This window comes from Tenacibaculum holothuriorum (assembly GCF_002120225.1).
Classification (GTDB): Bacteria; Bacteroidota; Bacteroidia; order Flavobacteriales; family Flavobacteriaceae; genus Polaribacter; species Polaribacter holothuriorum.
On sequence record NZ_LAPZ01000007.1, the window covers coordinates 79,140 to 104,301 of the forward strand.

Sequence of the window (25,162 nt, forward strand, 5' to 3'; positions counted from 1 at the left end):
GGTAGAAATAAAGATTAAAATTTACTAATTTTTACTTTAAGATTTAGTTTGTAATATTTTCCCCATTCTGGAATCTCTTCTTTATTCATAGGAATAATTTCTGCTAGAATATTCCTTTCGGTAGGTTCGTATTTTTTCTGAAACTCGGTAGGTGCTTCATACGTTGCGATATATAGTTTATTAATAATTCCTTTAGAGATACTTTTGTCAGGAAATTCTACGTTTACCATACTTCCTTCTTTTACTTTTGCAATATCTTTTAGATTAAAATAAGCTTTTATAAATACTTTTTCTACATCGTGAATTGTCATTACATTTTCGGTTTTGTAGCAAGCTTCTTCGCTATTTTTCAATATTTGCCCGATGACACCTTTTATAGGAGAAATATATGTGGTTCCATAATTAGAATTACCCCCAACAATACTTCCAGTTCTACCGTTAACATATTTTTTCTGCAGAGAAAGTAAATAAATTTCGTTTTGTAATAGTTTTATTTTTGATTGTAATTGTAGTTTTTGATGGATAATTTCATCCAATTTAGTTTTAGTGTATACATCTAACAGAACCAATTTTATAGTTTGTTGTTCTTGTATTAATACAATTGAAAGTTGTTCTTTTAAATGTTTTAACTGAATGTTTTTTAGATGTATTTCTTTGAGAATCTCTTGCAAATTGTCACGCTGTTTTTCGGATCTGTCAAAATTTTTAAGAATTAAAGAAGCATCACTATCAAAATCGTCTTGAAAATAGTTGAACAAGGTATCACCGACATTTACAACTTGACCTTCATTGATAAAAATTTCTTTTACACGAATATCATTGGTAAAGTTCACATCTACTTTCTTCATTAGCATTTGTCCATTGCCGTAAATCCAAGTAGTTTTTTTATATACGAAGCTTGCTAACCAAAAAAATAAACCAATTAAAATAATAAAATAAATAACTCTATCAATATTCAATTTCTTTTTTTTAATCTTAGGCTCTTTTAGGGTTCTTATAATAGCTTTTCCTTTTTTGTATGTAAACTTTTTCATCCCTTTAATTTTATATTAATTTGTCTTTTTGTTGTATTGGTAAATGTTATCCATTGCCTACTAAATACCCATTATGGGCTTTCATCTCTTTAAAGCTTCAAGTTCTTCTGTTATTAATTGCGAAATAGTTTTTGAGGTAGATTTATCAACTATTGAAAAAATTATATTCTTAGCTCTCAAAAATTGTTGCGCTTGTATATTATCTTTTTGTACTGCGATTGAAAATTCTTTTTTGGCTTTGATAAATTCATATTGAAAATTGAAAGAATACATATTGTTTTCGTCAAAGATTATTGTTTGCTTTTCTTGAATGTTTTCAAATGAATAAGGAATCAAAAACTCTTGAATATTATCGTTAGGGCACAATTGAAAAAGATGTGAAATACAGGTGTATAATTGTCTTTTTAATTGGACAATGTTTTCAAGTATTTTGAACTTTTCTTCAGTTAATTGTAAAATAAGAAGTCCAGTGTCATAGCTATCTAACTCAGATTTTAATAGTTTTAAAATTCGAATTCGTTCTTCTACGACTAACCAATTTTTATATTGATTTTGTACATCTTTTAATTTCTCATTATACGAATTAAGTTGGGTGATTAAAATGTTGTATTGCCCAACTTTTTTGTCTTTTTCTTGAGCTTCTAGCAATTGTATTTTTGCCTTGATAATTTCTTGTCGTTTATTAAATCGAATAGGAGCTTTAAATCGAATTCCAACAGCAGGAAAATATTGACTTCTGGTAAACGAAGCATTAAAATTTTGATTAACGTATATAGATAAACTCAAATCGTTTATAGCTTTGTGGTTCAATCGTACATTTTCTTGTAAGTAAGAATTATTGTACAAGTTTTTGCTGATAAAAACACTATCAGTTTTTATCGAAAAAACTGGTAGTTTATTAATTATTAATACACTTGATGAAACACTATCTTTTACTAGTTGATTTTCTTTTTTTATTAATTCTAATTGATTTTTAAGTATATATATTTGATTACCAACTTTAATTAGTTGTTCTCTTTTAATCAAGCTTTTCGAATAAAGTGTATTTAAAAAATCAAAGTATTCATTTTCAAAACCTAAGAAAGAAGAGTATAGTTTTATAGCTTCAATGTTGGCTATATAATTATAATCAATCCTAAATTGTCTTCGCCATAATTGTTTTTTTACTTGACTACTTTGTAGCTGTAAATGTTCAATTTCATTTTGTTTTTGTTGAGATTTAGTGCGATTGTGAGTAAAACCATTTTTAAAAATATTCCATTCTACTTCTGTCCTAAGTCGAAATCTATTAAAGGTGTTTTGTTCTTCGTCAAAAGCATCACGAAAGTTATAATTGATGTTGGTTTTAAATACCAAACCTAGGTCTTGTTTAAACTGTTTAGACTCTAACTCTTTTAAATGTATTTGATAATAATTTACATCTCGCTTTTCTGAAATGCTAAAGTTAAAAGGGAATAGTGGTGAAGTGTTTTTTTTAGGAAAAACAAGTGTACTGTTGGTGGTTTCATATAAATCATTAGCTTTTTTAAGCAAATCATTTAATGTTTGTGCTTGAGAGATTCCGTAGTAAAGAATTAAAAAACTAAGTATTACGTTTGACTTCATATAGCCAAACTACTATGAAATCTAATCTTTTATCTTTATTAATCGTTAAGTGGTTGGTAATTTAAGACGAACAGAAAAAATGTGAGGTTAAAGTAAATTGAGACGTTTCATCAATTCACTTTTATTAGCTCTACTCACAGGAATAATATCTTGTTTTATCAATACACTATTGTCTTCAATATCCACAATTTTTTGTGTGTTAATAATGTAAGAACGATGTACTTTTAAAAACAAATGTTTAGGAAGCTTCTCTTCAATCTTTTTTAAAGTAGAATGTACAATATGGTTTTTTGTTTCTGTCTTTATCTTGATGTAATCTCCTTTGGCTTCTATGGCATAAATATCAGGAATATTGATTTTTACCAATCTTCTATCAATATTAACATACAAATCGTTTCCAGAATTTTCAGAGGCTGGGGCTGTTTGTGTAATTGTATTTTTAGTTGTTTTTTCTAGCTTATTTAATGCTTTTTCAAAACGTTCTTTAGTAATGGGTTTTACCAAATAATCAACCACACAATCGTATTCAAAAGCATCTAGAGCAAAATTTTTATCGGAAGTAGTTAAAACTATTTGTGGTGGATTTTTGAGTGTTTGAATAAAGTCAAAACCCGAAAAAGTGGGCATATGTATGTCAAGAAATATCACATCAACTTCTTCGCTTGTATTCAAAAATTTAATGGCATCGATAGCGTTTGAGAATTCTTCTGCTACTTCTATTGTATTATTGCACAATTTTTTAATAATTAATCTTGCAGTAGCGTCGTCATCAATAATTAAGCATCTTTTTTTCATAGTTCGGGGGTTAAATTGTTGTCAAAAAGTCACTAATTGTATTCAGAATAGTTTCAAATTTTTCTTGTAAATTAAAGTTTTGTTCTTTGATATCTTTCTCAAAATTTGAAGCTAGTATAGTTTCTTTTTCTAGCCCTAAGATAGTAAACTTATGCTTTATTTTATGTATAAGCTCAGCTAATTCATTATATTTTTTTTCTTTAAGTAAATTAAAATATAATGTTTTTTCTGTTGGGAATTCTTTTTGAATTACAGCCAAAAGCTGTTGTTCAAAATCTTTATCGCCATTGGCTAATTTTTGTATGTATGTTAGATTAGGTTGTATCATTTTATTTTGGTAATGTGAAATAAAACGTTGTTCCTTTGTCAAATTCAGATGTTAACCAAATTTTCCCATTATAAATTGCTAAAATCTTTTTTACAATAGATAAACCAACTCCAGTAGAGCTTTGACTATCATCTAGAGTTTGAAAAATATCGAAAATCTTTCTATGATATTTTTTTTCAATTCCAATACCATTATCTTTAATGCTAAATTTCCATTTTTCGTCCTTTTCTTCACAATCAATTTGTATAAAACCATTTTCTGGTTTGCTATATTTAACAGCGTTACTAATTAGGTTTTGAAATAGTTGATGCAATCTAAATTTATCACCTCTAATTGTTGGAAGATCGTTAGAAACTTCAATTTTTATATGCTCAGGAATATGAATTGTATCAATAATTTCTTGAACTATAATAGCTAAATCGGTTTGTTGCTTTTTAGCTTCAACTCTATCTACACTAGCATATTTTAAGATTCCGCTAATAAGATGATCCATCTTATCTATTTTTCGGAATAAATAGTCAAAATTTTGTTTGATATCTTCATTTGCAAATGGTTCACAATCTTCTTGCAACCAAGTAACTAAAGCATTCATACTTCGCAAAGGAGATTTTAAATCGTGAGAAACTACATGGGCAAAATCTTTTAATTCTTTATTGCTGATTGTTAGTTTTTTAAGTAGTTCTTCACGCTCTTTTTGAACTTTTAAATCGTCTGAAATATCTCTAATAATCCCTTGTGCAAAAGTAGGTTTGTCATCATCATCATATACAATACTAGAGTTAATTTCAATCCATTTTAACTCTCGTTTTTTATTGTAAACTCGCGCTTTAAAATTTTTAAAACTCCCTTCTTTTAATAATTGTTTAAACGATTCCATTGCGTATTCATAATCATCTTTATGTAAGGTAGATAATACGTTAAAAGAATCTCTTTCGATATTGTAACCAAAAAAATCTATAGATGCGTTGTTCATTTTCAAAACATTACCATACAAATCCATTAAAATGTATGGATCTACGATTGTTTTGAATAAACTTTCTAGTTGAATTTCTTTCTCACTCAGAACCTTAGAAAGGTTTTGGTTGGTTTGGTATAACTCTAAAGATTTTTCTTCTAGAATTTTTTCCGCAGCTTTTCTTGCTAATCGTTCGCGTTTTAGTGCTTTTTCTAAGATGTCAATTTTTTGCTGACTCATTCTTTAATGATTTCAAACTTAACTGTTGTTCCATCGTCTTTTAATAGCTGGTATTTTATAGTTGCTTTTTCGTTGTAATGTTCAAAAGTTTTTTCCATTAATCCGTGGGCAAAAGCATACATAGCTCTTGAGGAATGATATATCATTGTAAGTTTACTATCGGCATCTTTATTTACTTCAAAATAAGGAAGTTCGGCATCTGGGTATAATTTTCGTACAGCTACATGTATATGAGCATCAATCGATTCTAGCAACTCTAAAGGAGTTTTATACATGTTTAAAATACTGCCATAGTTTTTAACCAAAACATCAAAAAAATGCAGACCATAAACCTTTAGTAAGTCATTAGGAGAAATGTTAGTTAAGTTACTTAAATTGGTTAAGAGTGAAGCCATTTCGGTGAATTTATAAGTTCCCACTGCGGTATACACTCCGTTAGATTCTAGCTCAGATTCACTAATGATTTGCTCTACGGTTTCTATTCCAAATTTAGATTCTACTAAATCTAAAAACTCAGTAAATACAATACCTTTCATAGACTATTAAATTAATAAATTATTAGCACTCCAATAAGCTAATAATTTGTTGATTGTTTGTTTGTAATCTTCATAACGTAAGGGTTTTATTAAATACCCTGAAATACCAATTTCAAAACATTTTTTTACATCTTCTTTGTTATTAGAACTAGACAAAATAACTATGGGGATATATTTTAAACGTTCGTTTTTGCGCAAAATATTTAAAAACTCTATACCGTTCATTTTAGGCATGTTTAAATCTAAAATAATTAATTGAGGTAATTGTTTGTCTAAAATTTTTAAAGCCTTTTCTCCATTTTCTGCCTCTAAGATGGTTGTTTTATAATCGCTTTGTTTACAGATGCGATTAAACTTTAATCGCTCTATTTCGTCATCATCAATAAATAATATGTTTAAATGTTGCATTTTAATTCTTAAATATATTGCTTAAAGTTGATAATATATTAGTGTATTCACATTTTCTTTAGTTGAAATATTTACTAACTATCGACGAATGGTTGTTTTAGGTCGGTGAATGGTATTTGATAACTTTTAGAAATTGTAAATCATAAAAAAACTCCAACATTTTGTTGGAGTTTTTTATAAAATAGTACTAAAAATTATTTCTTTCTGTGCCAGTATACAGTTCTACCAAAAAGGGCAGCTCCAATATAACCACGTACTTTTAACTTGTCTTTACCTTTTAATTTGATAAAGCAACTATAAATTTTTCCTTTTTTAGGATCTAAGATTTCTCCACCCGACCATTCATCATCATCTTTACTTAATCCGGTTAAGATATCCATACCCAGAATCTTTTGGTCTTTTCTATCGTCTGTACATTTATCGCACACCGCATTTTGACGGTCTTTATTCGAAATTTCTACAATTTTAGCATATGCTTTTCCGTCTTTCTCATAAACTTCAATTACGCTATCTACTTTTCCTGTATCCTCATCTCTGTTTTCCCATTTTCCAAAAATAGTTTGCGCATTCATAACTACAGTAGTAGTTAATAACATTAAAGTTACTATCGTTTTCTTCATAAAATTTAAAATATTTAATTAATCGTATTTAGCGTCAAAATTATCATCCCATTTGTGTTGAACTCTTAAAATTTGTTCAATAATATCTCGAGCACAACCTTCGCCTCCTTTTTTATCAGAAATATATTTGGCTACTTGTTGAATTTCACGAACACCATCGTTGGGGCTACATGGTAAACCAACTTTAGCCATTACTGGGTAATCTGGAATATCGTCTCCCATATACATCACATTTTCAGGATTCAAATTGTATTTTGTAACAAGTTCTTCAAACTGAATAGTTTTGTTGTGAGCTCCCAAATAAATATCTGTAATACCAAGGTTAGCTAATCGAGTTCTAACTCCTTCATTTTTTCCTCCAGAAATAATACAAACTCGTAGTCCTGCTTTTACAGCAGCTTTTAAAGCGTATCCATCTTTAATATTCATTTGACGAACTAATTGACCATCTGGAAAAACAGTAACAATACCGTTGGTAAGAACTCCATCAACATCAAATATTAAAGTATCTATTTGAGGTAAAATTTCTTTATAACTTTTCTCCATTCTTAATTGAATTGGTTAAGATTTTATATATGTTTTTTTGCTCTTCATTGAGCATTTTTAAATGATTCTCTATAGTTAAAACATCGTTCCTTTTCGCGGGACCTGTTTGTGCTTTGTCAGGTGATATATGTTGAATTTTCCTAGATGTTTCTTCGATTAACGGATGTAACACTTCAAAAGGAACATTGTGTTGATTACAAATATCGTACCCAATTTTATACATGTGATTTACAAAATTGTTTACAAACACTGCAGCAACATGTAATTGCTTTCTTTGTAAGGAGGTAATATGGTAAACTTTCTCTCCAATAGCTTTCGCTAAGGCTTCTAAGAGTTGGAAATCCTTATCGTTCTCAGCTTCTAAACAAAACGGAATGGTTGCAAAATCAACTTCTTTTGCTTTAGAAAAACTTTGTAAAGGGTAAAAAACACCCTTGCGTCCACTATTTTTGAGTTGATTCATACCAACACTTCCAGAAGTGTGTACTACAAGACTATTTTTACCTATAATTTGAGAAGATACTTTGGTAATAGCATCGTCAGTTACCGAAATTATATAAACATCTGCTTCTGCTAAAAGCTCTAAACTATTAGTAACTGAAGTAATAGGTTTTAAGTGTTCTATAGTTTCAATACTTCTAGCATAAACTTGTTTTAAATGTACGTTTTTTGCCTTATGAAAGGCTTTCACAAGATGATGTGCTACATTACCATACCCTATAATTACTACAGAAATCATATTGGCGAAGATATTGAAAATCTTAAAAGAAAAGAAAATGGATTTAGTAAATTAGCAAATATTTAAATGTTATAATGAAGTTAGATATTTTAGCTTTTGGAGCGCATCCTGACGATGTAGAATTAGGTTGTGCAGCAACTATTGCAAAAGAAATTTCTTTAGGGAAAAAAGTAGGAATTGTAGATTTAACACGCGGAGAATTAGGAACTCGTGGTTCTGCTGAGTTAAGAGATAAAGAAGCGGCTAAAGCTGCTGAAATATTAGGAGTTACCGTTAGAGAAAATTTAGCTTTTGCAGATGGATTCTTTAAGAATGATAAAGAACATCAGTTAGCAATCATAAGAATGATTAGAAAGTATCAACCAGAAATCGTTTTATGTAACGCTATTGATGATAGACATATAGATCATGGAAAAGGAAGTAGTTTAGTTTCTGATGCCTGTTTTTTAAGTGGGTTATTAAAGATAGAAACTGAATTAGAAGGAGAGAAACAAGAAAAGTGGAGGCCTAAACAAGTATATCATTATATACAGTGGAAAAACATTGAACCAGATTTTGTAGTTGATGTTACTGGATTTATACAAAAGAAGGTAGATGCAGTTTTTGCTTATGGTTCTCAGTTCTACGATCCTAAAAGTTCTGAACCAGAAACCCCTATTACAAGTAAAAATTTTACTGATAGTATAGAATATAGAGCAAGAGATTTAGGAAGGTTAATTGGAGTAGATTATGCAGAAGGCTTTACCACAGAACGTTACGTAGCGGTTGAAGATTTAAGTAAATTAATTTAATTTTTTCTTTGGTAGAAAAGTAAAAAAGATATATATTTGCATCCGCAATACAAATGGTGATTGTAGCTCAGTTGGTTAGAGCGCCGGATTGTGGTTCCGGAGGTCGCCGGTTCGAGACCGGTCTTTCACCCAAAAGAAAATCCTTTATCGTACGATAAAGGATTTTTTATTTATGATGTTTTTCGGTTAAGCTTGGTTAATTAGTCTTTGTTGTTCTAGCCACTTGTTTACACTGCCTAATTCACGAGCCTTGAAAAAGTTGTTTTCTTTATTGATGTATAGCCCTTTGTTAGATTTGTCTTTTATCTTAATGAATTTATATAACACAAGTTTTAATAAAGATTCTTTTACTTCATTATAACTTGTTTCACTATTATTTTCGGTAATCTCTTTTATGAAACGATTAACTTCAATATGTTTTGTTTTGAATATTAATGTCTTAAATACAACTTCTATCATAACCTCCTAATTTTATATTACAAATATAAGTTGTTGATATGTAGTTGTTAAAGGAGAAAACCGCAATTTTGTATGTGATTTTCCGTATTTGTTTTAGAAGATAGAAACAAAAAAATAGCCTCTACATATTTGTAAAGGCATCTTATTGTTATTTCTTCTTATTTCTGCGATAGTTTAACCATTCGTCGTATTTACCTCTATGTTTAAAGCGTTTATGAGACCATAAATAATAAGCAGGTTGTTTTTCAATATATTTATTGGTTATCTCTGCGTACATATCGGTAATATCAAAGTTTTTAAATTCGTTAGGAGTTTCAGTTAAAACTTCAAAGTAAATTTCATAATAGCCTCTTTTTACTTTTTTAGGAGCGAAGTTTACGACTGGCATATTAAATTTCTTTGAAATCATTTCTGCTCCAGTATGAAAAGGAACTTTAACTCCCATGTGGTTTGACCAATGAAATGTTTTATGCATTTGTGGAGATTGATCACTTAATAAAATATAGATCCCTTGTATGTTGTTATCTACATTATGTTTTAAGTTTTTAATGGTTTGTGCTGTTTCAACTGCTTTAATATCAAATCGAGTTCTAGATTCTAAAACAAAAGCATCAAAATATTTATTTTGTAATTCTTTATAGGTTCCAAAAATTGGGGTTTCAAAAAATAGTGGTAGTGCACAAGACCATTCCCAATTTCCTAGATGGCTACCAGTTAAAATAATACTTTCTCCTTTTTTAGTAAGGTCGGAGAGAACTTCTGGGTTTATACATTTATACCGTTTTTTCATCTCTTTTTCTGAAATAGAGTAAAAGCGAATACTTTCTACCATTAAATCAGTAAAATGCTTAAAAAACTTTTTTCTAATTGCTAGTATCTCTTTTTCCGTTTTGTTTGGAAAAGCTAATTCTAAATTTTCTTTAACTACTTTTTTTCTATAACCAATTAGATAGTAGTTTACTAGAAATAAAAAATCAGAAATAATATATAATACTCTTAAAGGTAAGAGGGAAAGAAACCAAATTATAGGGTAAACGCAATAAAATGCTAAACGTTTCATTAAAAATATTTTTTTGCAAATATCGGATTAAAATTTGAACCTACATTTTAATCTGTATATTTAAACACTATAATGATTTTTATAAATGAATAGAATAATTTTAATATTAATAATAGCCAATGTATTGGTGTCTTTAAAAGGGTTTAATGATTTTGGATTTTTCGAAAAATATAAGTTTCAGGTAGGAAGTATACGAAGAGGAGAGAAGTTGCGAATGTTTACTTCAGGTTTTTTACATGTAGATTATTTGCACTTGTTTTTAAATATGTATGCCTTGTATTTATTTGGAAAAGTGGTAGCTGTAAATTTTGGAGAAATAAATTTTTTATTGATTTACTTCGGAAGTTTATTAGCAGGAAGTATGTATTCTTTATATCAACATAAAAACGAATATTATTATAGTGCAGTAGGTGCTTCCGGGGGAGTTTCAGGAATTATTTTTTCTGCAATATTATTATATCCAGACATGAGTTTAATCATGTTGCCAATTCCAATTCCATTACCAGGATATGTGTTTGGAATAGGGTATTTGTTGTATTCTATTTACGGTATGAAAAGTAATCTTGGTAATATTGGGCACTCAGCACATTTAGGTGGGGCTATAGGTGGTTTTGCATTAACATTATTATTAAAACCATATATTTTTACTAAAGAACCAATGCTGGTTGTAATAATGGGAGCAATAATTTTAGGATTATTATTCTTTGGAGATAAGATAAATTTTAAGAAATAAAAAAACCGAAACTAATTAGTTTCGGTTTTTTGAGCGGGAGACCGGGTTCGAACCGGCGACATTCAGCTTGGAAGGCTGACGCTCTACCAACTGAGCTACTCCCGCGGTAAAGCTTTTGCTTTTTTAATATATTTATTTCAAAGAAATTTGAGCGGGAGACCGGGTTCGAACCGGCGACATTCAGCTTGGAAGGCTGACGCTCTACCAACTGAGCTACTCCCGCAGTAAAGCGGTTGCAAATATAGAAGAGTTTCTGATTTCTGCAAAACATTTTTTAATAAAATTAATAAAAATTTTGGTCATTTCTCATAACTTTCACAAAATGAAAGCCATAGATTTCGAAGCCTTCATTGTAATAAAATTTATGAGACTTTTTATTGCCTGTATATGTGTTTAATTCGATGGCTTCACAACCTTTTTTCTTTGTGTATTCGTAAATCCAATCGAAAAATTTATTGCCTAAACCATTTCCTCGATAGCTTTCATCAACAATTACATGATCTGGTTCTACACTTTTACCAACATAATGTCTTAGTGTATACCATAAACCAGATATTCCTATTAGCTTTTCACCATCAAACATACCAACACATTCGTAATGGGGTAGTTTAATCATTTCATAAACTCTCTCTTTTAATATATCGTGTGGTGTTTTTGTGTTAATAACCTTTAGCAAAGGGAATATAATATCGATTTCGTTTTCTGGTATTGGTCTATATTGTATATTCATTGTGTCGATTTTTTATATTAAAGAAAATAAATTATGATTAAAATTAAAGTTATCGAGGCAAAAGATACTTATTTTATAAGAAAAGAAGTGTTGCGAAAGGGAATAGATTTACCGTTTAAGTTTAATGGAGATTTAGATAATAATACTTTTCATTTAGGGGCTTTTTTAAGTAATGAATTGGTAGGAATAGCTTCTTTTATGAAATCTGGAAATGAAAAATTTACGGAGAATCAATACCAATTAAGAGGAATGGCAACTATGAATAAAGCTAGAGGAAAAGGAGTAGGAAAAGAGTTAATGGAATTTGCTATAATAATCTTAAGAAATAGGAGTGCTAATATACTTTGGTGTAATGCAAGAGAAGTAGCAGTCAATTTTTATAAAAAACAAGGGTTTCAAATTTTAGGAAATTCTTTTAGTATAGACAAAGTAGGAACTCATTATATAATGTATGTAGATGTAAAATAATATTTTCTTTTTCGACTCATTTATAAACTTAAAACCTTAATAATGAAATTAGCCAAACTAATAGTGAGTATTTGTATGATAGCTTCAATATCAATAAATGCTCAAATGAAAGATGTAAAAGTTGTTGCTGAAAAAATTACAGATAACTTATATATGTTAAAAGGTAGAGGAGGTAACATAGGTTTGTTTGTGGGTAATGATGGAGTTTTTATGATTGATGATCAGTTTGCTTCATTAACGCCAAAAATTCTTAAAGCTATAAAGGAAATAACACCTAAGCCGGTTAATTATTTAGTAAATACGCATTGGCACGGAGATCATACAGGAGGAAATGCTAATATGCAAAATGAGGGAGCTGTTATTGTTTCTCATAAAAATGTGCGAAAAAGAATGAGTGTAGATCAGGTTGTTTGGGGTAAAAAAAGACCTGCTTCACCTAAAGAAGCATTACCAGTTATAACTTTTACTGATGATATGCAGTTTCATTTAAATGGAGAAGAGATACTGGTAACACATATACATAAAGCACATACCGATGGAGACGCAATAGTATACTTTACAAATAGTAATGTATTGCATGTTGGTGATGCGTATTTTCAAGGTAAGTTTCCTTATATAGATTTAAATTCTGGCGGAAGTATTGATGGGTATATTAATGGGATAAAGAAAATGATGTTAATAGCAGATAAGGATACTAAAATTATTCCAGGTCATGGAAAAGTTTCTAATGAAAAAGAATTAGAAAGCTATTTAAAAATGTTGGTGGATTTAAAAATAAGCATTGAGAATGAAATAAAAGAAGGAAAAACTTTAGAAGAAGTAAAAAAGAATAGTCAAATTACAAAAGCTTACAAAGAGTTTAGTGGTTGGATTACTGAAGAAAGAATAAGAGAAACAATTTATAAAAGTCTGAAAGACAATAAATAAAAAAACCGAGATTTTTATCTCGGTTTTTGTTGCTACTTCTAGTAGCGAAGGGGGGAGTTGAACCCCCGACCTCAGGGTTATGAATCCTGCGCTCTAACCACCTGAGCTACCTCGCCTGATTGCGGGTGCAAATATAAAGGAATTTTAGATTCACACAACAAAATAATTCAATTTTTTTTTGAAAGAATATTTATATATATTGGCATCAAACAAAAAGTACATGAGTAAAGTAAAATTTGAATTAGAATTTCCTGTGCATGCCTCACCAAGTATGCTATATCAATACTTTGCTACCCCAGCAGGTTTAGAAGAGTGGTTTGCTGATAGAGTAAACTCTAGAGGTAAATTAATTACATTTATGTGGAATGATTCTGAAGAAGAAGCAAAGATTTTGGCAAATAAAGCTGATGAACGTATTAAATATAAGTGGACTGAGAGTGAAGGAGATGATAGCTATTTTGAGTTTAGAATTCAGGTAGATCCATTAACAAAAGATGTTGCGTTAATGATTACCGATTTTGCAGACGACGAAGATGAGGTAGAAGAGTCTAAGATGTTTTGGGAAAATCAAATTGATGAGTTAAAACATACCATTGGTGCTTAACAAAATTTTAAATTAAAAGTTAAACTCGACAATATTTGTCGAGTTTTTTTATGCACAAAAAAGCTTAATTAGTAAGTTTGCAATCAAATTTTTTTACAATGTTAAATTTTAACGGAGAATTATTAAAAGATTCAACTTTACAGCTAACTAATGAAAATAGAGGTTTTAAATATGGAGATGCCATTTTTGAAACCATTAAGGTAGTTAATAATAAGGTGGTTTTTTGGGAAGATCATTATTTCAGATTAATGGCGTCAATGCGTATGTTGCGTATGAAAATTCCGATGAAATTTACATTAGAGTTTTTACAAGAAGAGATTTTAAAAACTATAGAAGAATCAAACAAAACTTATAGAGTTCGATTGAATGTTTTTAGAAAAGATGGCGGTTTGTATACTCCTAAAACAAATGAAATTGATTATTTAATCGAGGTTAAAGAGTTAAATACTACTGTTAAGGAAACTTATAGAATAGATCTATATAAAGATTTTTACAACTATTCAGGTTTATTATCTACTGTAAAAACCAATAACAGAATGGTAAATACGTTAGCATCTATTTTTGCAGAAGAAAACGATTTAGATAATTGTATTCTTTTGAACGAGAAAAAAGGTGTTGTTGAAGTAACTAATGGTAATATATTTATCATTAAAGGAAATATTGCTAAAACTCCAGCTTTATCTGAAGGTTGTATAAAAGGAGTCGCTAGAAAAAAAGTAATTGAACTGATTGAAAAACATCCAGATTATACAATAGAAGAAACATCAATCTCACCATTTGAAGTACAAAAAGCAGATGAGGTTTTTATAACAAATGCTATTATTGGTGTACAGCCAGTAACAAATTACCGTAAAAAAACTTTTAAAACTGAACTAAGTGAAAAGGTAAGGAAGAGTTTACAAACTCAAATGATTTTATCTTAATTCAATTGAACATCGCTTGGAGCGTTAGCCCAAATTTTATATTTTCCCCCTTTTTGAAGAAGTTTATTCTTCCATAAAGTATCATCTTCTTTAGAAAGAATATTGTCGTAATCATTTTCAGACACAAACCATGAATTAGTGCTTAATTCGTCTTCTAGTTGATTAGCTCCCCAACCAGAATAACCCAAGAAAAAACGAATATCATTGGGATTAATTTTATTCTTAAGTAATAAGGTTTTAAGAGAAGAAAAATCTCCGCCCCAATAAATACCATCAGAAACTTCTATACTGTTAGGAAGTAAGTGAGGTACTTTATGAATAAAGTATAAATTGTCTTGTTCTACAGGACCGCCTTGATAAATAGTAAAATCGCAATCAATCTCAGGAATTAAATCACTAAGAGAATATTCAAGAGGTCTATTCATTATAAATCCAACGGAACTATTCGTAGAATGTTCAGTTAAAAAAATAATAGAACGCTTAAAGGAACGATCATTTAAAATTGATGGTTCAGCGATTAAAAGTCTGCCTTTTTGTGGTTTTAAAGCGACCATGATTGGTTAAATTAGTATCACTAATATATGTAAAATTTTAGTAAAAATTTAACACATTTCTTTAAAAACTGTAAAAAAAGGAAAAATCCTAAATAGAATTTATGACATTAATAACTTCGTTTTTCTTTCTAACTGACACAGGTACAGTCTTTTCATTTGTTAAAACTATGTAGCCTCCATCAGATTTTATAAACTCTTTTATGTACTGTAAATTCACTAAATGACTTTGATGAACACGTAAAAAACCGTATTCTTTTAACATATCAGCGAAGTGTTTTAACGTTTTTCCGACTAAAATCTTCGTATTATCCTTCATGAAAAACTCTGTGTAATTATTGTCGGACTTACAATGAATTATGTCATCTAAGTTTACCACTAAAATTTTATCAGAAGTATGGAGTGATATTTTTTTTGGACGTTGATTCGGGTAATTAATGGATTGTTGTAGAACAGATAATTGTTCATTGTTGGGTTGAATTTGGCTCTTGGCTTTTTCAATAGCAGTTGATAAATCTTCTTGCGAGTATGGTTTTAAAACATAATCGATAGCAGCAAACTTAAATGCTTTTAAAGCAAACTCATCACTCGCGGTTACAAAAATTATTTTAGATTGTAAATCTGGATGAATTTCTAAGACATCAAAGCCAGTTCCGTCTCCTAACATAATATCCAAAAAAAGAATATCGGGTTGTTGTTGTCGTAGTAATTTTGAAGCTTCAACTACACTTTTTGCAGTTCCAATAATTTCAATATCTGTATGAAATTGTTTTAAATCAGAACTTAATATGTCTAATGCAGAAGGCATATCATCAACCAATATGGCAGAAAGTTGTGTCATTTTAAAAATCGGTTTTTAAAGGAAGTTTAAACCAAACTTTTGTTCCTATTACGTTGTTATTCTCTTTTAATTCTTCAATAACAAAGCTATTGTTACCAGATAAACTGTGAATTCTTTCTTGAGTTACTTTTACTGCAAGCGAATTATGGCTTTTCTTTTCTTTATCTTTTTGAGATTGTTTATAACCAACTCCGTTATCCATAATAGAACAATGTAAATAATTATCAACTTCATCAAAAGAAATTGTGAGTACTCCATTTTCTATAGGCTTAATTCCATGTTTTATACTATTTTCAACAAACGGTTGCATTAACATAGGTGGAATTAAAACTTCATCGGCATCTAAACTAATATGTGTATTAATATTGTATGTGAAGTTTTTAGAACTCATCTGCTGTTCGAGTTCTATATAGCTTTTTAAAGTAGTAATTTCTTGCGCTAAACTAATTTCTTCCTTTCTCGAATTACTTAAAACAGATCGTAATAAAGTAGCAAATGTGTTTATGGTTGAGTGTAATTCGAGTACATTATCTTCTGAAGAAGCTAGGGCTTTAATTCCGTTTAAAACATTGAAAATAAAATGTGGATTCATTTGTAATTGTAATGCTTTTTGTTCAAGAGATAACAAATGATTTTCTAATTGTAGTTTTTCAACTTTGGCTTTGTTTTTAGCTCTAATTCTGGTAATGTATCTATAAACTATCAGTGTTATTATTAGAAGAATAGTAGTTAGTACACTTATTTGAAACCATAATTTTTTATATAAAGGTGTATCAATAAAAAACTGAAATGTTTTAAAAGTACTTTCCTTACCATTTACTTTAGATTGAACTGAAAAAGTATAATTTCCTGATTGTAAATTAGCAAAATCAACATTGTTTTTAACACTCCAAGGACTTGTAATATTATTTAATTTGTAACGATACCTTACCTTTTTAGGATTGTTAATATTTACGGTTTTAAAACTAAATGAAATATGATTTTTACTAGGAGGAAGCTGTAATGTTTGATGATAATTATTTATAGAAATACTATCTAAAGGATTATAAACAACTTCAATATTTGAAAAATTTACAGTGGGTGAATTAGTTTCAGTTATTGGACCTTTTTCATATTTGTAAATTCCTTTGTTAGCAGTTGCTATCCAAGTGTTTTGTTGGTTATCTTGAAACACATCGTTAATTTGATTGGTTTCTAAAGTGTTGTATTTGTTTATCTTTTTTTCGAATAAATAATCACTATTCAAAACTTCAATACCTTCGTTTTTAGTGGCAATCCAAATTTGATTTTGCGTTTTTTGAAGCTTAGTTATTTGTCTTGGTGTAGTTGTTATTAATTCTGGTTTATTATCTACAAGATACGTTCCGTTGTTATATGTAGAAGCGAGTAGTTTATTTTGAAAAATCAATAATGATACAAGGTTTCCTTCTTTTATTTGTTTACTGTTTTGAGGTCTTAGAAGATTATCAGTTTTCCATAAACCATTAGAAGTAGCTATATAATAGTAGTTGTTGTAATAAATAATACTGTTGACTTTAGAAAAATCTATAGTAGAATTAACTTTTAAACGTGATAAATAATCTTCTTTTAAATAGTAAATACCTAATTCGGTACCAACAAAAACTATATTGTTTACTGTTTCTATGCTCAGAATTTTCTTGCATTCGTAATTATGAAACTTATTTTGAACTTTAATAGATAATCCTTTGTCAGTCCCTATAAATAAACTATCAGTAGAAGTTTTTAAAGTTGTAATGTAATTTGATAAAATAGAATCTTTTGTAGTATATGTTATAAAATCATTACCATCAAAACTTGTAAGTCCTTTATTAGTTCCAAACCATAAATAGCCAATAGAATCTTGAGTAATGTTGTTTATAGTATTGCTAGGTAATCCATCTTCTTTAGAGTAACTTTTTAATGTTAAATCTTGGGTGTATGTGTTGAATATTCCGAAGAAAATCACACAAGAAATAATATGTAAAAAGTCTTTTTTCATGAGCTTTTTTGAATATAAACAAACTTACTAATTAAAAACGTCATTACGAATTATAGCAATCAACTTCCTGCAACATTCTTCGTAATGACGTACCCCTAAAATGAAAACTTATTTCATAGCGTATAAACGCTTGTTGTTCGTGTCTGGTTTTATGTGTTGTAAATCACCATATGGCTTGGTTAAAGGCTTAAGAACACATAGTACAGTAGATTTTCCTTTTACAGTAAGTTTGCTGTTTTTTACATTCCATCTCCAACGAAATTTTTCCACAGGAATATCTAAGTTATTTAATTCTTTAGCTAAATCTTCGTCGTTGGCAATCCAATCCATTAAGGCTTCTTCAGTTTCAAATGTTGGAATTTCATTATCTGAATTATGATAATCAAACTCCCATGTTATAGGAACATTAAACTGAAATGTATAAGGCTCACCAATGTAACGCTCACGTTCATTTGTTAAAGCTGCAAACCATTCAATTTCTCTTTCGTTAGGATATTTTCTGGCAATCTCTTTTGAAAGATCTGTTTTTCCTGGTGAATTTGCTGTTGGATAAAACACATAGTATGGTTTTGCTAAATAATGATTTGAAAACTCACCGCCAAAAACATTGTAATATGGAGAAGCTACAACTTGAGGTGCTTCTTTAGCTGAAAATGACTTTTTAAGCTTTTGCATTAGCTTTGTGTTTTTTCCTAATCCACAAGAGTGAAAAACAATTTTAGTGTTTTCTGTAATTCCGTCTTTTAATTGAGGAATTAATTGATTTTCAGAATCTCGTTGAAGTGTTTCTGCTGTAATACGCTCTCCATTAATCACAGTTTCTAAACTCATACCTTTCCATGGATTACTATGGCTTACAATATGTACTTCTCCGTACGGATTTTCAGTAACGTTTTTATTCATCCAGTTGATAACTTCCTCTAGCGAATAAGCATCTTCCACAATTTGATATTGTTTTTCTTTAAAAAAGGTTCTCGCACTTGAGTAAAACTTGTTATCGCCTTTGTCATATCCTGTAATAAATACAATTGGACTTCGAGACTCTACTGCTGTCTTTTCTTCTAAGTTAGTTGTAGAAATTTCAATTGTCTCCGCAACTGTATTCGTTGTTTTTTCCTTTGTTTTTGTACAGTTTACAAAAGTTCCTGTCATTAATAATCCTACAATTACTGCTACTTTTAAATTTAATTTTTTCATGATTTTTGAGTTTAAGAGTTAATAATTTATTGTTTCGTTTTAGCTTCTTAATGTCACAACAATTCCTTTGTTAAGCTGAATGTTTGCTGGAAGCTTTTTTAAGATGTTACTTAGGTTATTATCTACGAACCAAGCTCCGTTTTTTTCTTTTTCAATTTTTACAATCTTCCCGTTTGCGTCGAAATGTATTTTTACATTTTTATGCTTTTGTAAATACATTTTTAATACTGATGAATAGCTTCCTTTTAACCACATTTGTATTGCTCTTTTTGTTTGTTTTTTAATGTTTGTTGAAAACAGAATTTTGAATGATTTTTTTACTTTAGATTTTCCTGAAATTTCTACTGAAGCTCCAACTGCAGAATTGTTTACATTCATAGGAAGTGGTAATGCTTGTTTAACCGATTTTAATGAACCATTTTTGTTTACTATTTCACTGTCTACCGCTACGAAAGATGTATATTGAGTTGCTAAATTGTAAGCCAAACCTAGTTGTGTAACTTCTTGTTTTACATCGTCGTAAAAATTCTTTTTATAATCGTCTAATCGTTCTATTCGTTTTCTTGCCCATAAGTATTTTAAGGCTTTATTGTCTGCGCTTACTACTCCAGTTTTTACATTAATTTTCTGAACTACTTTTTTATTTCCTTGCCAACCTTTTATGGTTATTTTTCCTTTTGGTTTTCCTTTGTACTTTCCATAAAATACAGTGGGTCTTTCAGCAAAAACGTCTGGAATTGTTTTAGGCTCTACATCATAAATATCAAAACCACTTGTTTTTAATTTAATTTGAGTTAATAGGGGAGAGGCTATGTACTTTTTAAATCTTTTTGCAACTCTAAAAGCATCATTTTTATTGGTTGCTATAAACGATTCACTTCTACCAATTTTAGCCATTCCTTCAATTAAGTATCTGTTTACACTGCTACCAATTCCGAAAGTGAATACATTGGCCTTGTCCAAATTGTTTTCAATCAAATGAAAAGCATCTTTCTCTACATTTACATATCCATCGGTAATTACAACCATTGATCTCGATGTGTTTTCATGAACTCTAGGTAAGGAATAAGCTGTTTTTAAAGCGTCTATTAATTGTGTTCCTCCTCTTGCGTAATATGAACCTGAGTGTAAAAAATGTAATCCTGTTTCTATATTTTTAGCCGTAGCTTTTACTGCTTTTTGTTTGAAAATTGATGAGGTAGATGCAAATAATTGAATGTTAAAAGAATCTGTTTCTCTCAAATTACCTAACAAGTTTCTCATCAATTCTTTTGAAACTTCTAAAGGATATCCGTTCATTGAACCCGAAACATCTACAATGAATAAGTATTCTCTTGGCGGAATTTCATTTTTCAATATCTTTTTAGGTGGTTGAATCATTAATGAAAAGAAATTTTCTTTTTCACCTTCGTAGAGTAATAATCCAGATTGAATATTATCACTACGTAACGAATAATTGATGATAAAATCTCTATTTGCGGGATTTTCCTCGTTTTTTGAAATTCCGATTTCTGCTGATTTGTTATCAGGGTAATTCACTACAAGTTCATGAGTTTCTGAAGCCACTTTTTGAATCATCATTCCAGCATTTATGCAAATATTTAGATCGTAATCAAATGTAGAGGCAATGCCTTTTTTTGTACAAGGTGTGTTGAAAGTGCTTTCCTTTGAATTACTTTCTCCTGTATAACGAGGACCAACTACACCAGGGAAAATAAATTGATAATCTCCACCTTTAGGTAATAGCATTTCTGTATAAAAAATATCAACTGTAATTTCTTCTTTAGGTACTATATTTCCAACCTTCATTTGAAATACATTTGGACGTTGCTGGTCTAGTTTTGCAGCTCTTTTTCCTTCTTTTATAGCTTTTTGATATACTTTATTAGCTTGTTGCTTTTCAAAAACTGTAGCTTTAATCGTTCTGTTACCAATTTTCATTCTCATGTCGTGTACTGCTGCTTGAGTTGACATAGGAAACACATAATTAGCTTCAATTGGTGTTGTGCCTAAATTTTGAAATGTTTGAGTAATTTGTACATGAGCAATAGTTCCAACTATTTGCACATTAGCCTTTGTACTTTTTAAAGGAATGCTACTTTTATTATTTATAACTTCTAAATATGGGCTTTCGGTTTTTTGTCCGTAAACCAGAGCGGTTGATAAGAGTATGAGATAGAAAAATAAACGCTTCATAACTACTTGATTTTTGAATTATATACTCAAATGTACAAGTAGAATGGAGCTTAATAGTGGGTTAATTAGAATTCGTCGAGAACTAATTAGAATTCGTTAAATTAAGGTAAAAAGGTTTAAAAAGTTGACACAAACTTCACTGATTCTCACTGATTTTGTTGATTGGTAGTTCTTAGGGAAAATAAAGTTCCGTCATTACGAGGAGTTCATTGAGCGGAGTCGAAATGATGACGAAGTAATCTATTAGTTAAAATAGATTCATTTTTTTAAAGTATTTAATATTTTCTTTTTTTGGAAAAGATATTTAAACTCTTAGTTTTTAAAGGTGAATTTTTAGGTATAAGATGAGTAAATTGTTATTTTTAATTTTAAAATTAAAAGTTATGATACCAGAAGAAATTTACCATTATACAAGTATAAACTCTTTAGCATATATTTTAAATTATAAAACTTTAAGGTTTACGATATTATCTAATTTAAATGATCCTTTGGAAGGAAAAACTGAAGATGTTGAATATTGTGAAAAATTGGTTTATAGTTCGTCATGGAGTATATCTGAAAAGGATACAATACCAATGTGGAAATTGTATACTGACTTAAAAGGAGTTAGATTAAAAATTAATCCCAAAAATTTATTTGCAGATTCTACAGAAATAAGAGAGGAAAATTATGGTTTACATAATAAATATTTTGTTTCAACTTTGAATCGCCCTTTAAGTTTAAAAGTAAAATCTATTGATGGCCTCAATGTAAGATATGAAGCGAGTGATAAAATTTTTGGCCCAGATAAGGTAAAGTATATTGAAGAGGGTGAGGAATACCCATCTGTTATTACTAGATTAGAAGAAGGAATGCAGGGAGGGAAATTAGAACTTCATAGAGTAGGACTAGCTAAAAATAAAAATTGGAAATTTGAAAACGAGATTAGATTTAGAATTCCTTTTCAAACCGATATTATTACAATGAATGGAATGACTCCTAAAGAGTTCGTGAGTATTTATGAATTTGAATCTTCTTTTTATGATGTAGATATAAATCCTAAAGTATTTGAAACAGCTGAAATTATGTTAGCTCCTTTGTGTGAAAAATCTGATGAGATAATTGTTAATTCATTAATTCAAGAGTTTGCTCCAAATATTAAAATAACAAGAAGTAATATTAATATAAAGTAAAACAGTAACTAGTTTAATAACAATCCGTTTTTATTTGACCATTATTTTTAAATTTTTGAAGTGGAGTTTTTAATTCGGAAGCAACAATTTTTTCAAGATTGTTTAAAACACCATTCATCATCGCTACGGAACCACAAATCATAATAGCATCTCCATTTTTTAAAACAGAAGCTACTAATTTTTGTTCTTCCTGAATACAATCTTGTACATACTTTTTTTCTCCTTCTTGAGAAAAAGCAACTTTATAATTTATCTTATTCAGATAGGGCTTGTACATTTCTAAAGAATGTTGTGTTCTAAGACCTAAGAAAACATGTGTTTTAGTTTTGTTTTCTAACATTCCAAGGAAAGGAGCAATTCCTGTTCCGTTGGCAATAAGTATTACTTCTTTAGATTTTTTAGGAAAATGAAAACTTTTGTTTTGTTGAATCCTAGCAGAAAGGTTTTCTTCTGTAGTTAGATTGTATAAAAGGTTAGAGCAAATTCCTACATCATGTTTTTTAATACTTAATAGAATATCGTTTTCAATTTTTCCGATAGAATATAAACGTTCAATATTGTCTTTTTTGGGAGTGATAGATAATAAATCACCTGATTGAAATTTCATTTTTTTAGTAGGTTGTAAACGAATTAAGAAAGAATCATCATTGTTTAATTCGGTTTTGTCTAATACTTTAAAATTGTATTGTTTTTTAGGTTTAAATTCTTGTTGTTTTAATTCTAATGGGATTTGAGTTTGTTCACTCCATTGTATTGCCCAATTTTTAAAATCGCCAAAGTTCTGATTGTTGATTTTTGCTAAAGAAAGAATAGGAGAGAAGTTGTTTAATTCCTGTAGTTTATTGTCAATATCAATAGCAAATTGACAAAAATGTGGGTATGCATACGAACCTAAACCTACAACTGAATATTTTATATTATTGTTTTGTTGAACTAAATCTAAAAGTTGTAAAAATTTAGACGCATTTGTAGGAGCTTCTCCTTCACCATAAGTTGCGGTAAGTATGATGAGTTGTTTAGCATTTTTATAGATTGTATAATTGTTTAGGTGATCTACATAAACAGTTTTGTTTTCTTGCAGTAATGCTTCAAAAAGTGATTTAGCAAAACCAAAGGTACTACCAGATTCAGAGCCTACTAAAATGATAAATTCAGCAATATCTTTTTTGAACTTGTTTTTAGGAAGTTTACTCTTCTTTTTTCGATCTAAAGTAATTGCAAAACCAGAATAGATGAAAAACAAAATAGCAAAACAGGATAGTAAGAGTACTATCGACCAAAAAATAGAGCCTCTACCTGTGTGTAAAAATAAACTCCATTCAGAAAGAATTTTAACCCAAGAAAGTTGTTGATTGCTTGCAATTTCTCCAGAATATTGATGTACTAAAAGTTCTTTGTTATGTAGTTTTACGAAAAAATAATCTTCCTCATCTTCTGAAAAAGGAAACTCAATGCTTTTTAAATCGCTTAGTTTGGTTTGTTTGAAAACAGGGAAGTTTTTAATAGCTAATTTTTTATCAGTTTTAGAAACAAAATCGTACTGATGTTTTACTTTGGTTTTAGGTAATAAAGAAAACTTTTCTAACGACAAATAAACACCTGTAAGTGTAATTAATACTATCGGAATTAAAAAATAGCGACCTAAGATTACATGGTAAAACTGTTTGAAATCTTCATTGACAACTTTTGTAAAAAATTGAATAATTCCACCTTGTCTTTTTATGATTAAAATGCTTCCCGTAACTGTGATTAAAAAGAGAAGGAAAGAGAAAAATCCGACTAAAAATCGTCCTGTAGATTTTAAAAATAATGAGCGATGTAAGTTTGTTGCGAACTTATAAATAGAAGCTTTTGTTTGAATTGAATGAATCTTTTTTCCTGTTGTAGGATTCACATAAAAAGTTTCACTTTTACCATCCTTTTTAATTACTGAAGCTGTAACAAAATTGTTTTGATCTACTTTAACAGTAACTACTTCTTTGTATTCTTTTTTTAAAGAACCTAAAGTTTCGGCAATTGTAATTTGATTGGTATTACGAATAGCATACGGTTTTAGCTGATTCGAAATAGGTTCGAAAGCTAAAATAATACCTGTGATGGCTGCCAAACAAATAAAAATAAAAGAAGATATAGCCAGAGTTAAATGGCTATATCTCCATATAGAAATTGTCATTAATTCAAAAAATTATTGAGGAATCATTCTTATGTAACGAATAAAACCTTTTCCTTCAATTTTACCTTTTACATTTTCTGATGTTAACTCAAACTCAACATCGTCTTTGTAATATTCTTGATCTTCAACTGCAGATTCAAAACGGATTTTATATCCTTGGTCTATTTTATCGTTAGGTATTTCAATAACGCTAATAGCTCTATTTCCTCCACTAATTGTTGCACCTGTAATAGCGTCGATATCACTTCTTACTTTTCCGTGGAAATTCCACCATTCGGTAATATCATGATACCAATCTTCGTCATCACCTTGAACATATAAGGTTTTTTCATATTTTCCTTCAGGATTCAATAATGAAATTACTACATAAGCACCTTCGCCATCGTAATTCTTCATTTGAATCATGCATTTATACTTTGTACTTTCAGTAATTGTGAATGCCATTGTAATTAATGCTAATAGAAAAATTGCGGTTATTTTTTTCATTTTTTTATTATTTACATCTCGATATAATTTTTTCCTTCCTCAAAAA

27 protein-coding genes and 4 tRNA genes are annotated in these 25,162 nt (G+C 29.3%); 8 read left to right on the forward strand and 23 right to left on the reverse strand.

Annotated features, from left to right (window positions below; all coding sequences use genetic code 11):
• Window positions 1-14: 14 nt before the first annotated feature.
• From WH52_RS09540 to WH52_RS09585, 10 genes are all read right to left on the reverse strand, one after another.
• Window positions 15-1,034 (reverse strand): HlyD family secretion protein, encoded by a 1,020-nt coding sequence (locus tag WH52_RS09540; protein WP_086030722.1) that lies wholly within the window; start codon window positions 1,032-1,034, stop codon window positions 15-17.
• Between the two features lie 81 nt (window positions 1,035-1,115).
• The gene (locus WH52_RS09545) at window positions 1,116-2,639 is read right to left on the reverse strand and encodes a hypothetical protein (protein ID WP_086030723.1); all 1,524 of its coding nucleotides are present in this window, start codon (window positions 2,637-2,639) and stop codon (window positions 1,116-1,118) included.
• 87 nt (window positions 2,640-2,726) lie between these two features.
• Window positions 2,727-3,434 carry a LytR/AlgR family response regulator transcription factor gene (locus WH52_RS09550; protein ID WP_086030724.1) on the reverse strand — a complete coding sequence of 236 codons (708 nt, stop codon included), beginning with the start codon at window positions 3,432-3,434 and terminating at the stop codon, window positions 2,727-2,729.
• 10 nt (window positions 3,435-3,444) lie between these two features.
• Window positions 3,445-3,762 (reverse strand): histidine kinase, encoded by a 318-nt coding sequence (locus tag WH52_RS09555; RefSeq protein ID WP_086030725.1) that lies wholly within the window; start codon window positions 3,760-3,762, stop codon window positions 3,445-3,447.
• Window position 3,763: 1 nt separating this feature from the next.
• Window positions 3,764-4,957, reverse strand: coding sequence for a sensor histidine kinase (locus WH52_RS09560; RefSeq protein ID WP_086030726.1), 1,194 nt, complete (start codon window positions 4,955-4,957; stop codon window positions 3,764-3,766).
• Window positions 4,954-5,493, reverse strand: a complete 540-nt coding sequence (locus WH52_RS09565) for a heme NO-binding domain-containing protein (protein WP_086030727.1) — start codon at window positions 5,491-5,493, stop codon at window positions 4,954-4,956. Before WH52_RS09565 ends, WH52_RS09560 begins: the two co-directional genes overlap by 4 nt.
• A 6-nt stretch (window positions 5,494-5,499) precedes the next feature.
• Complete coding sequence (locus tag WH52_RS09570) at window positions 5,500-5,901, reverse strand: response regulator (protein ID WP_086030728.1); 402 nt, start codon at window positions 5,899-5,901, stop codon at window positions 5,500-5,502.
• Window positions 5,902-6,095: 194 nt separating this feature from the next.
• A complete protein-coding gene (locus WH52_RS09575) occupies window positions 6,096-6,521 on the reverse strand; it encodes a DUF2147 domain-containing protein (protein WP_086030729.1) in 426 nt (141 codons plus the stop codon).
• A gap of 18 nt (window positions 6,522-6,539) precedes the next feature.
• Window positions 6,540-7,067: a KdsC family phosphatase gene (locus WH52_RS09580; RefSeq protein WP_086030730.1), complete on the reverse strand. Its 528-nt coding sequence runs from the start codon at window positions 7,065-7,067 to the stop codon at window positions 6,540-6,542.
• A complete protein-coding gene (locus WH52_RS09585) occupies window positions 7,051-7,806 on the reverse strand; it encodes a Rossmann-like and DUF2520 domain-containing protein (RefSeq protein ID WP_086030731.1) in 756 nt (251 codons plus the stop codon). Before WH52_RS09585 ends, WH52_RS09580 begins: the two co-directional genes overlap by 17 nt.
• Before the next feature lie 74 nt (window positions 7,807-7,880).
• Between WH52_RS09585 and bshB1 the strand changes: the two genes are divergently transcribed.
• Window positions 7,881-8,597 carry a bacillithiol biosynthesis deacetylase BshB1 gene (bshB1, locus tag WH52_RS09590; RefSeq protein WP_086030732.1) on the forward strand — a complete coding sequence of 239 codons (717 nt, stop codon included), beginning with the start codon at window positions 7,881-7,883 and terminating at the stop codon, window positions 8,595-8,597.
• A 55-nt stretch (window positions 8,598-8,652) separates the two neighbouring features.
• Window positions 8,653-8,728: transfer RNA gene (locus WH52_RS09595), tRNA-His, on the forward strand.
• Window positions 8,729-8,783: 55 nt separating this feature from the next.
• On the opposite strand, the gene WH52_RS09600 is transcribed toward WH52_RS09595, so the two are convergent.
• Window positions 8,784-9,056, reverse strand: coding sequence for a hypothetical protein (locus WH52_RS09600; protein WP_086030733.1), 273 nt, complete (start codon window positions 9,054-9,056; stop codon window positions 8,784-8,786).
• Between the two features lie 148 nt (window positions 9,057-9,204).
• A complete protein-coding gene (locus WH52_RS09605; RefSeq protein WP_086030734.1) occupies window positions 9,205-10,116 on the reverse strand; it encodes a lysophospholipid acyltransferase family protein in 912 nt (303 codons plus the stop codon).
• A gap of 85 nt (window positions 10,117-10,201) precedes the next feature.
• Here WH52_RS09605 and WH52_RS09610 point away from each other — a divergent pair, with 85 nt between their 5' ends.
• Window positions 10,202-10,849, forward strand: coding sequence for a rhomboid family intramembrane serine protease (locus WH52_RS09610; RefSeq protein ID WP_086030735.1), 648 nt, complete (start codon window positions 10,202-10,204; stop codon window positions 10,847-10,849).
• 32 nt (window positions 10,850-10,881) lie between these two features.
• Here the strand turns inward: WH52_RS09610 and WH52_RS09615 are convergent.
• The 3 genes from WH52_RS09615 to WH52_RS09625 all read right to left on the reverse strand — a co-directional run bounded on the left by WH52_RS09615 (window position 10,882) and on the right by WH52_RS09625 (window position 11,579).
• Window positions 10,882-10,954: transfer RNA gene (locus WH52_RS09615), tRNA-Gly, on the reverse strand.
• A gap of 45 nt (window positions 10,955-10,999) precedes the next feature.
• Window positions 11,000-11,072: transfer RNA gene (locus WH52_RS09620), tRNA-Gly, on the reverse strand.
• 60 nt (window positions 11,073-11,132) lie between these two features.
• Window positions 11,133-11,579 (reverse strand): GNAT family N-acetyltransferase, encoded by a 447-nt coding sequence (locus tag WH52_RS09625; RefSeq protein ID WP_086030736.1) that lies wholly within the window; start codon window positions 11,577-11,579, stop codon window positions 11,133-11,135.
• A 33-nt stretch (window positions 11,580-11,612) separates the two neighbouring features.
• Between WH52_RS09625 and WH52_RS09630 the strand changes: the two genes are divergently transcribed.
• Together WH52_RS09630 and WH52_RS09635 are read left to right on the forward strand one after the other, a co-directional pair.
• The gene (locus WH52_RS09630) at window positions 11,613-12,047 is read left to right on the forward strand and encodes a GNAT family N-acetyltransferase (protein WP_086030737.1); all 435 of its coding nucleotides are present in this window, start codon (window positions 11,613-11,615) and stop codon (window positions 12,045-12,047) included.
• A gap of 42 nt (window positions 12,048-12,089) precedes the next feature.
• A complete protein-coding gene (locus WH52_RS09635) occupies window positions 12,090-12,974 on the forward strand; it encodes an MBL fold metallo-hydrolase (protein WP_086030738.1) in 885 nt (294 codons plus the stop codon).
• 42 nt (window positions 12,975-13,016) lie between these two features.
• Here WH52_RS09635 and WH52_RS09640 read toward each other — a convergent pair.
• Window positions 13,017-13,090 (reverse strand) — tRNA-Met (locus WH52_RS09640).
• A 104-nt stretch (window positions 13,091-13,194) separates the two neighbouring features.
• Here WH52_RS09640 and WH52_RS09645 point away from each other — a divergent pair.
• Window positions 13,195-13,578, forward strand: coding sequence for an START-like domain-containing protein (locus WH52_RS09645; RefSeq protein WP_086030739.1), 384 nt, complete (start codon window positions 13,195-13,197; stop codon window positions 13,576-13,578).
• Window positions 13,579-13,676: 98 nt separating this feature from the next.
• Window positions 13,677-14,501 (forward strand): aminotransferase class IV, encoded by an 825-nt coding sequence (locus tag WH52_RS09650; protein ID WP_086030740.1) that lies wholly within the window; start codon window positions 13,677-13,679, stop codon window positions 14,499-14,501.
• Here WH52_RS09650 and WH52_RS09655 read toward each other — a convergent pair.
• The 5 genes from WH52_RS09655 to WH52_RS09675 all read right to left on the reverse strand — a co-directional run bounded on the left by WH52_RS09655 (window position 14,498) and on the right by WH52_RS09675 (window position 21,285).
• Entirely contained in the window at window positions 14,498-15,055 is a 558-nt protein-coding gene (locus tag WH52_RS09655; RefSeq protein ID WP_086030741.1) for a YqgE/AlgH family protein, read from the reverse strand. The genes WH52_RS09650 and WH52_RS09655 overlap by 4 nt on opposite strands.
• Before the next feature lie 88 nt (window positions 15,056-15,143).
• Window positions 15,144-15,893, reverse strand: coding sequence for a LytR/AlgR family response regulator transcription factor (locus WH52_RS09660; protein ID WP_086030742.1), 750 nt, complete (start codon window positions 15,891-15,893; stop codon window positions 15,144-15,146).
• Between the two features lies 1 nt (window position 15,894).
• Window positions 15,895-17,892, reverse strand: a complete 1,998-nt coding sequence (locus WH52_RS09665) for a sensor histidine kinase (protein WP_086030743.1) — start codon at window positions 17,890-17,892, stop codon at window positions 15,895-15,897.
• Between the two features lie 108 nt (window positions 17,893-18,000).
• Window positions 18,001-19,089 (reverse strand): hypothetical protein, encoded by a 1,089-nt coding sequence (locus WH52_RS09670; protein WP_086030744.1) that lies wholly within the window; start codon window positions 19,087-19,089, stop codon window positions 18,001-18,003.
• Between the two features lie 39 nt (window positions 19,090-19,128).
• Entirely contained in the window at window positions 19,129-21,285 is a 2,157-nt protein-coding gene (locus WH52_RS09675; RefSeq protein ID WP_086030745.1) for a VIT domain-containing protein, read from the reverse strand.
• 383 nt (window positions 21,286-21,668) lie between these two features.
• Between WH52_RS09675 and WH52_RS09680 the strand changes: the two genes are divergently transcribed.
• Window positions 21,669-22,457 carry a DUF2971 domain-containing protein gene (locus WH52_RS09680; protein WP_158091372.1) on the forward strand — a complete coding sequence of 263 codons (789 nt, stop codon included), beginning with the start codon at window positions 21,669-21,671 and terminating at the stop codon, window positions 22,455-22,457.
• Between the two features lie 13 nt (window positions 22,458-22,470).
• Here the strand turns inward: WH52_RS09680 and WH52_RS09685 are convergent, their stop codons facing one another.
• Window positions 22,471-24,630 carry a PepSY domain-containing protein gene (locus WH52_RS09685; RefSeq protein WP_198938427.1) on the reverse strand — a complete coding sequence of 720 codons (2,160 nt, stop codon included), beginning with the start codon at window positions 24,628-24,630 and terminating at the stop codon, window positions 22,471-22,473.
• A 12-nt stretch (window positions 24,631-24,642) separates the two neighbouring features.
• Window positions 24,643-25,116 (reverse strand): DUF2271 domain-containing protein, encoded by a 474-nt coding sequence (locus WH52_RS09690; protein ID WP_086030747.1) that lies wholly within the window; start codon window positions 25,114-25,116, stop codon window positions 24,643-24,645.
• Window positions 25,117-25,162 lie beyond the last annotated feature (46 nt).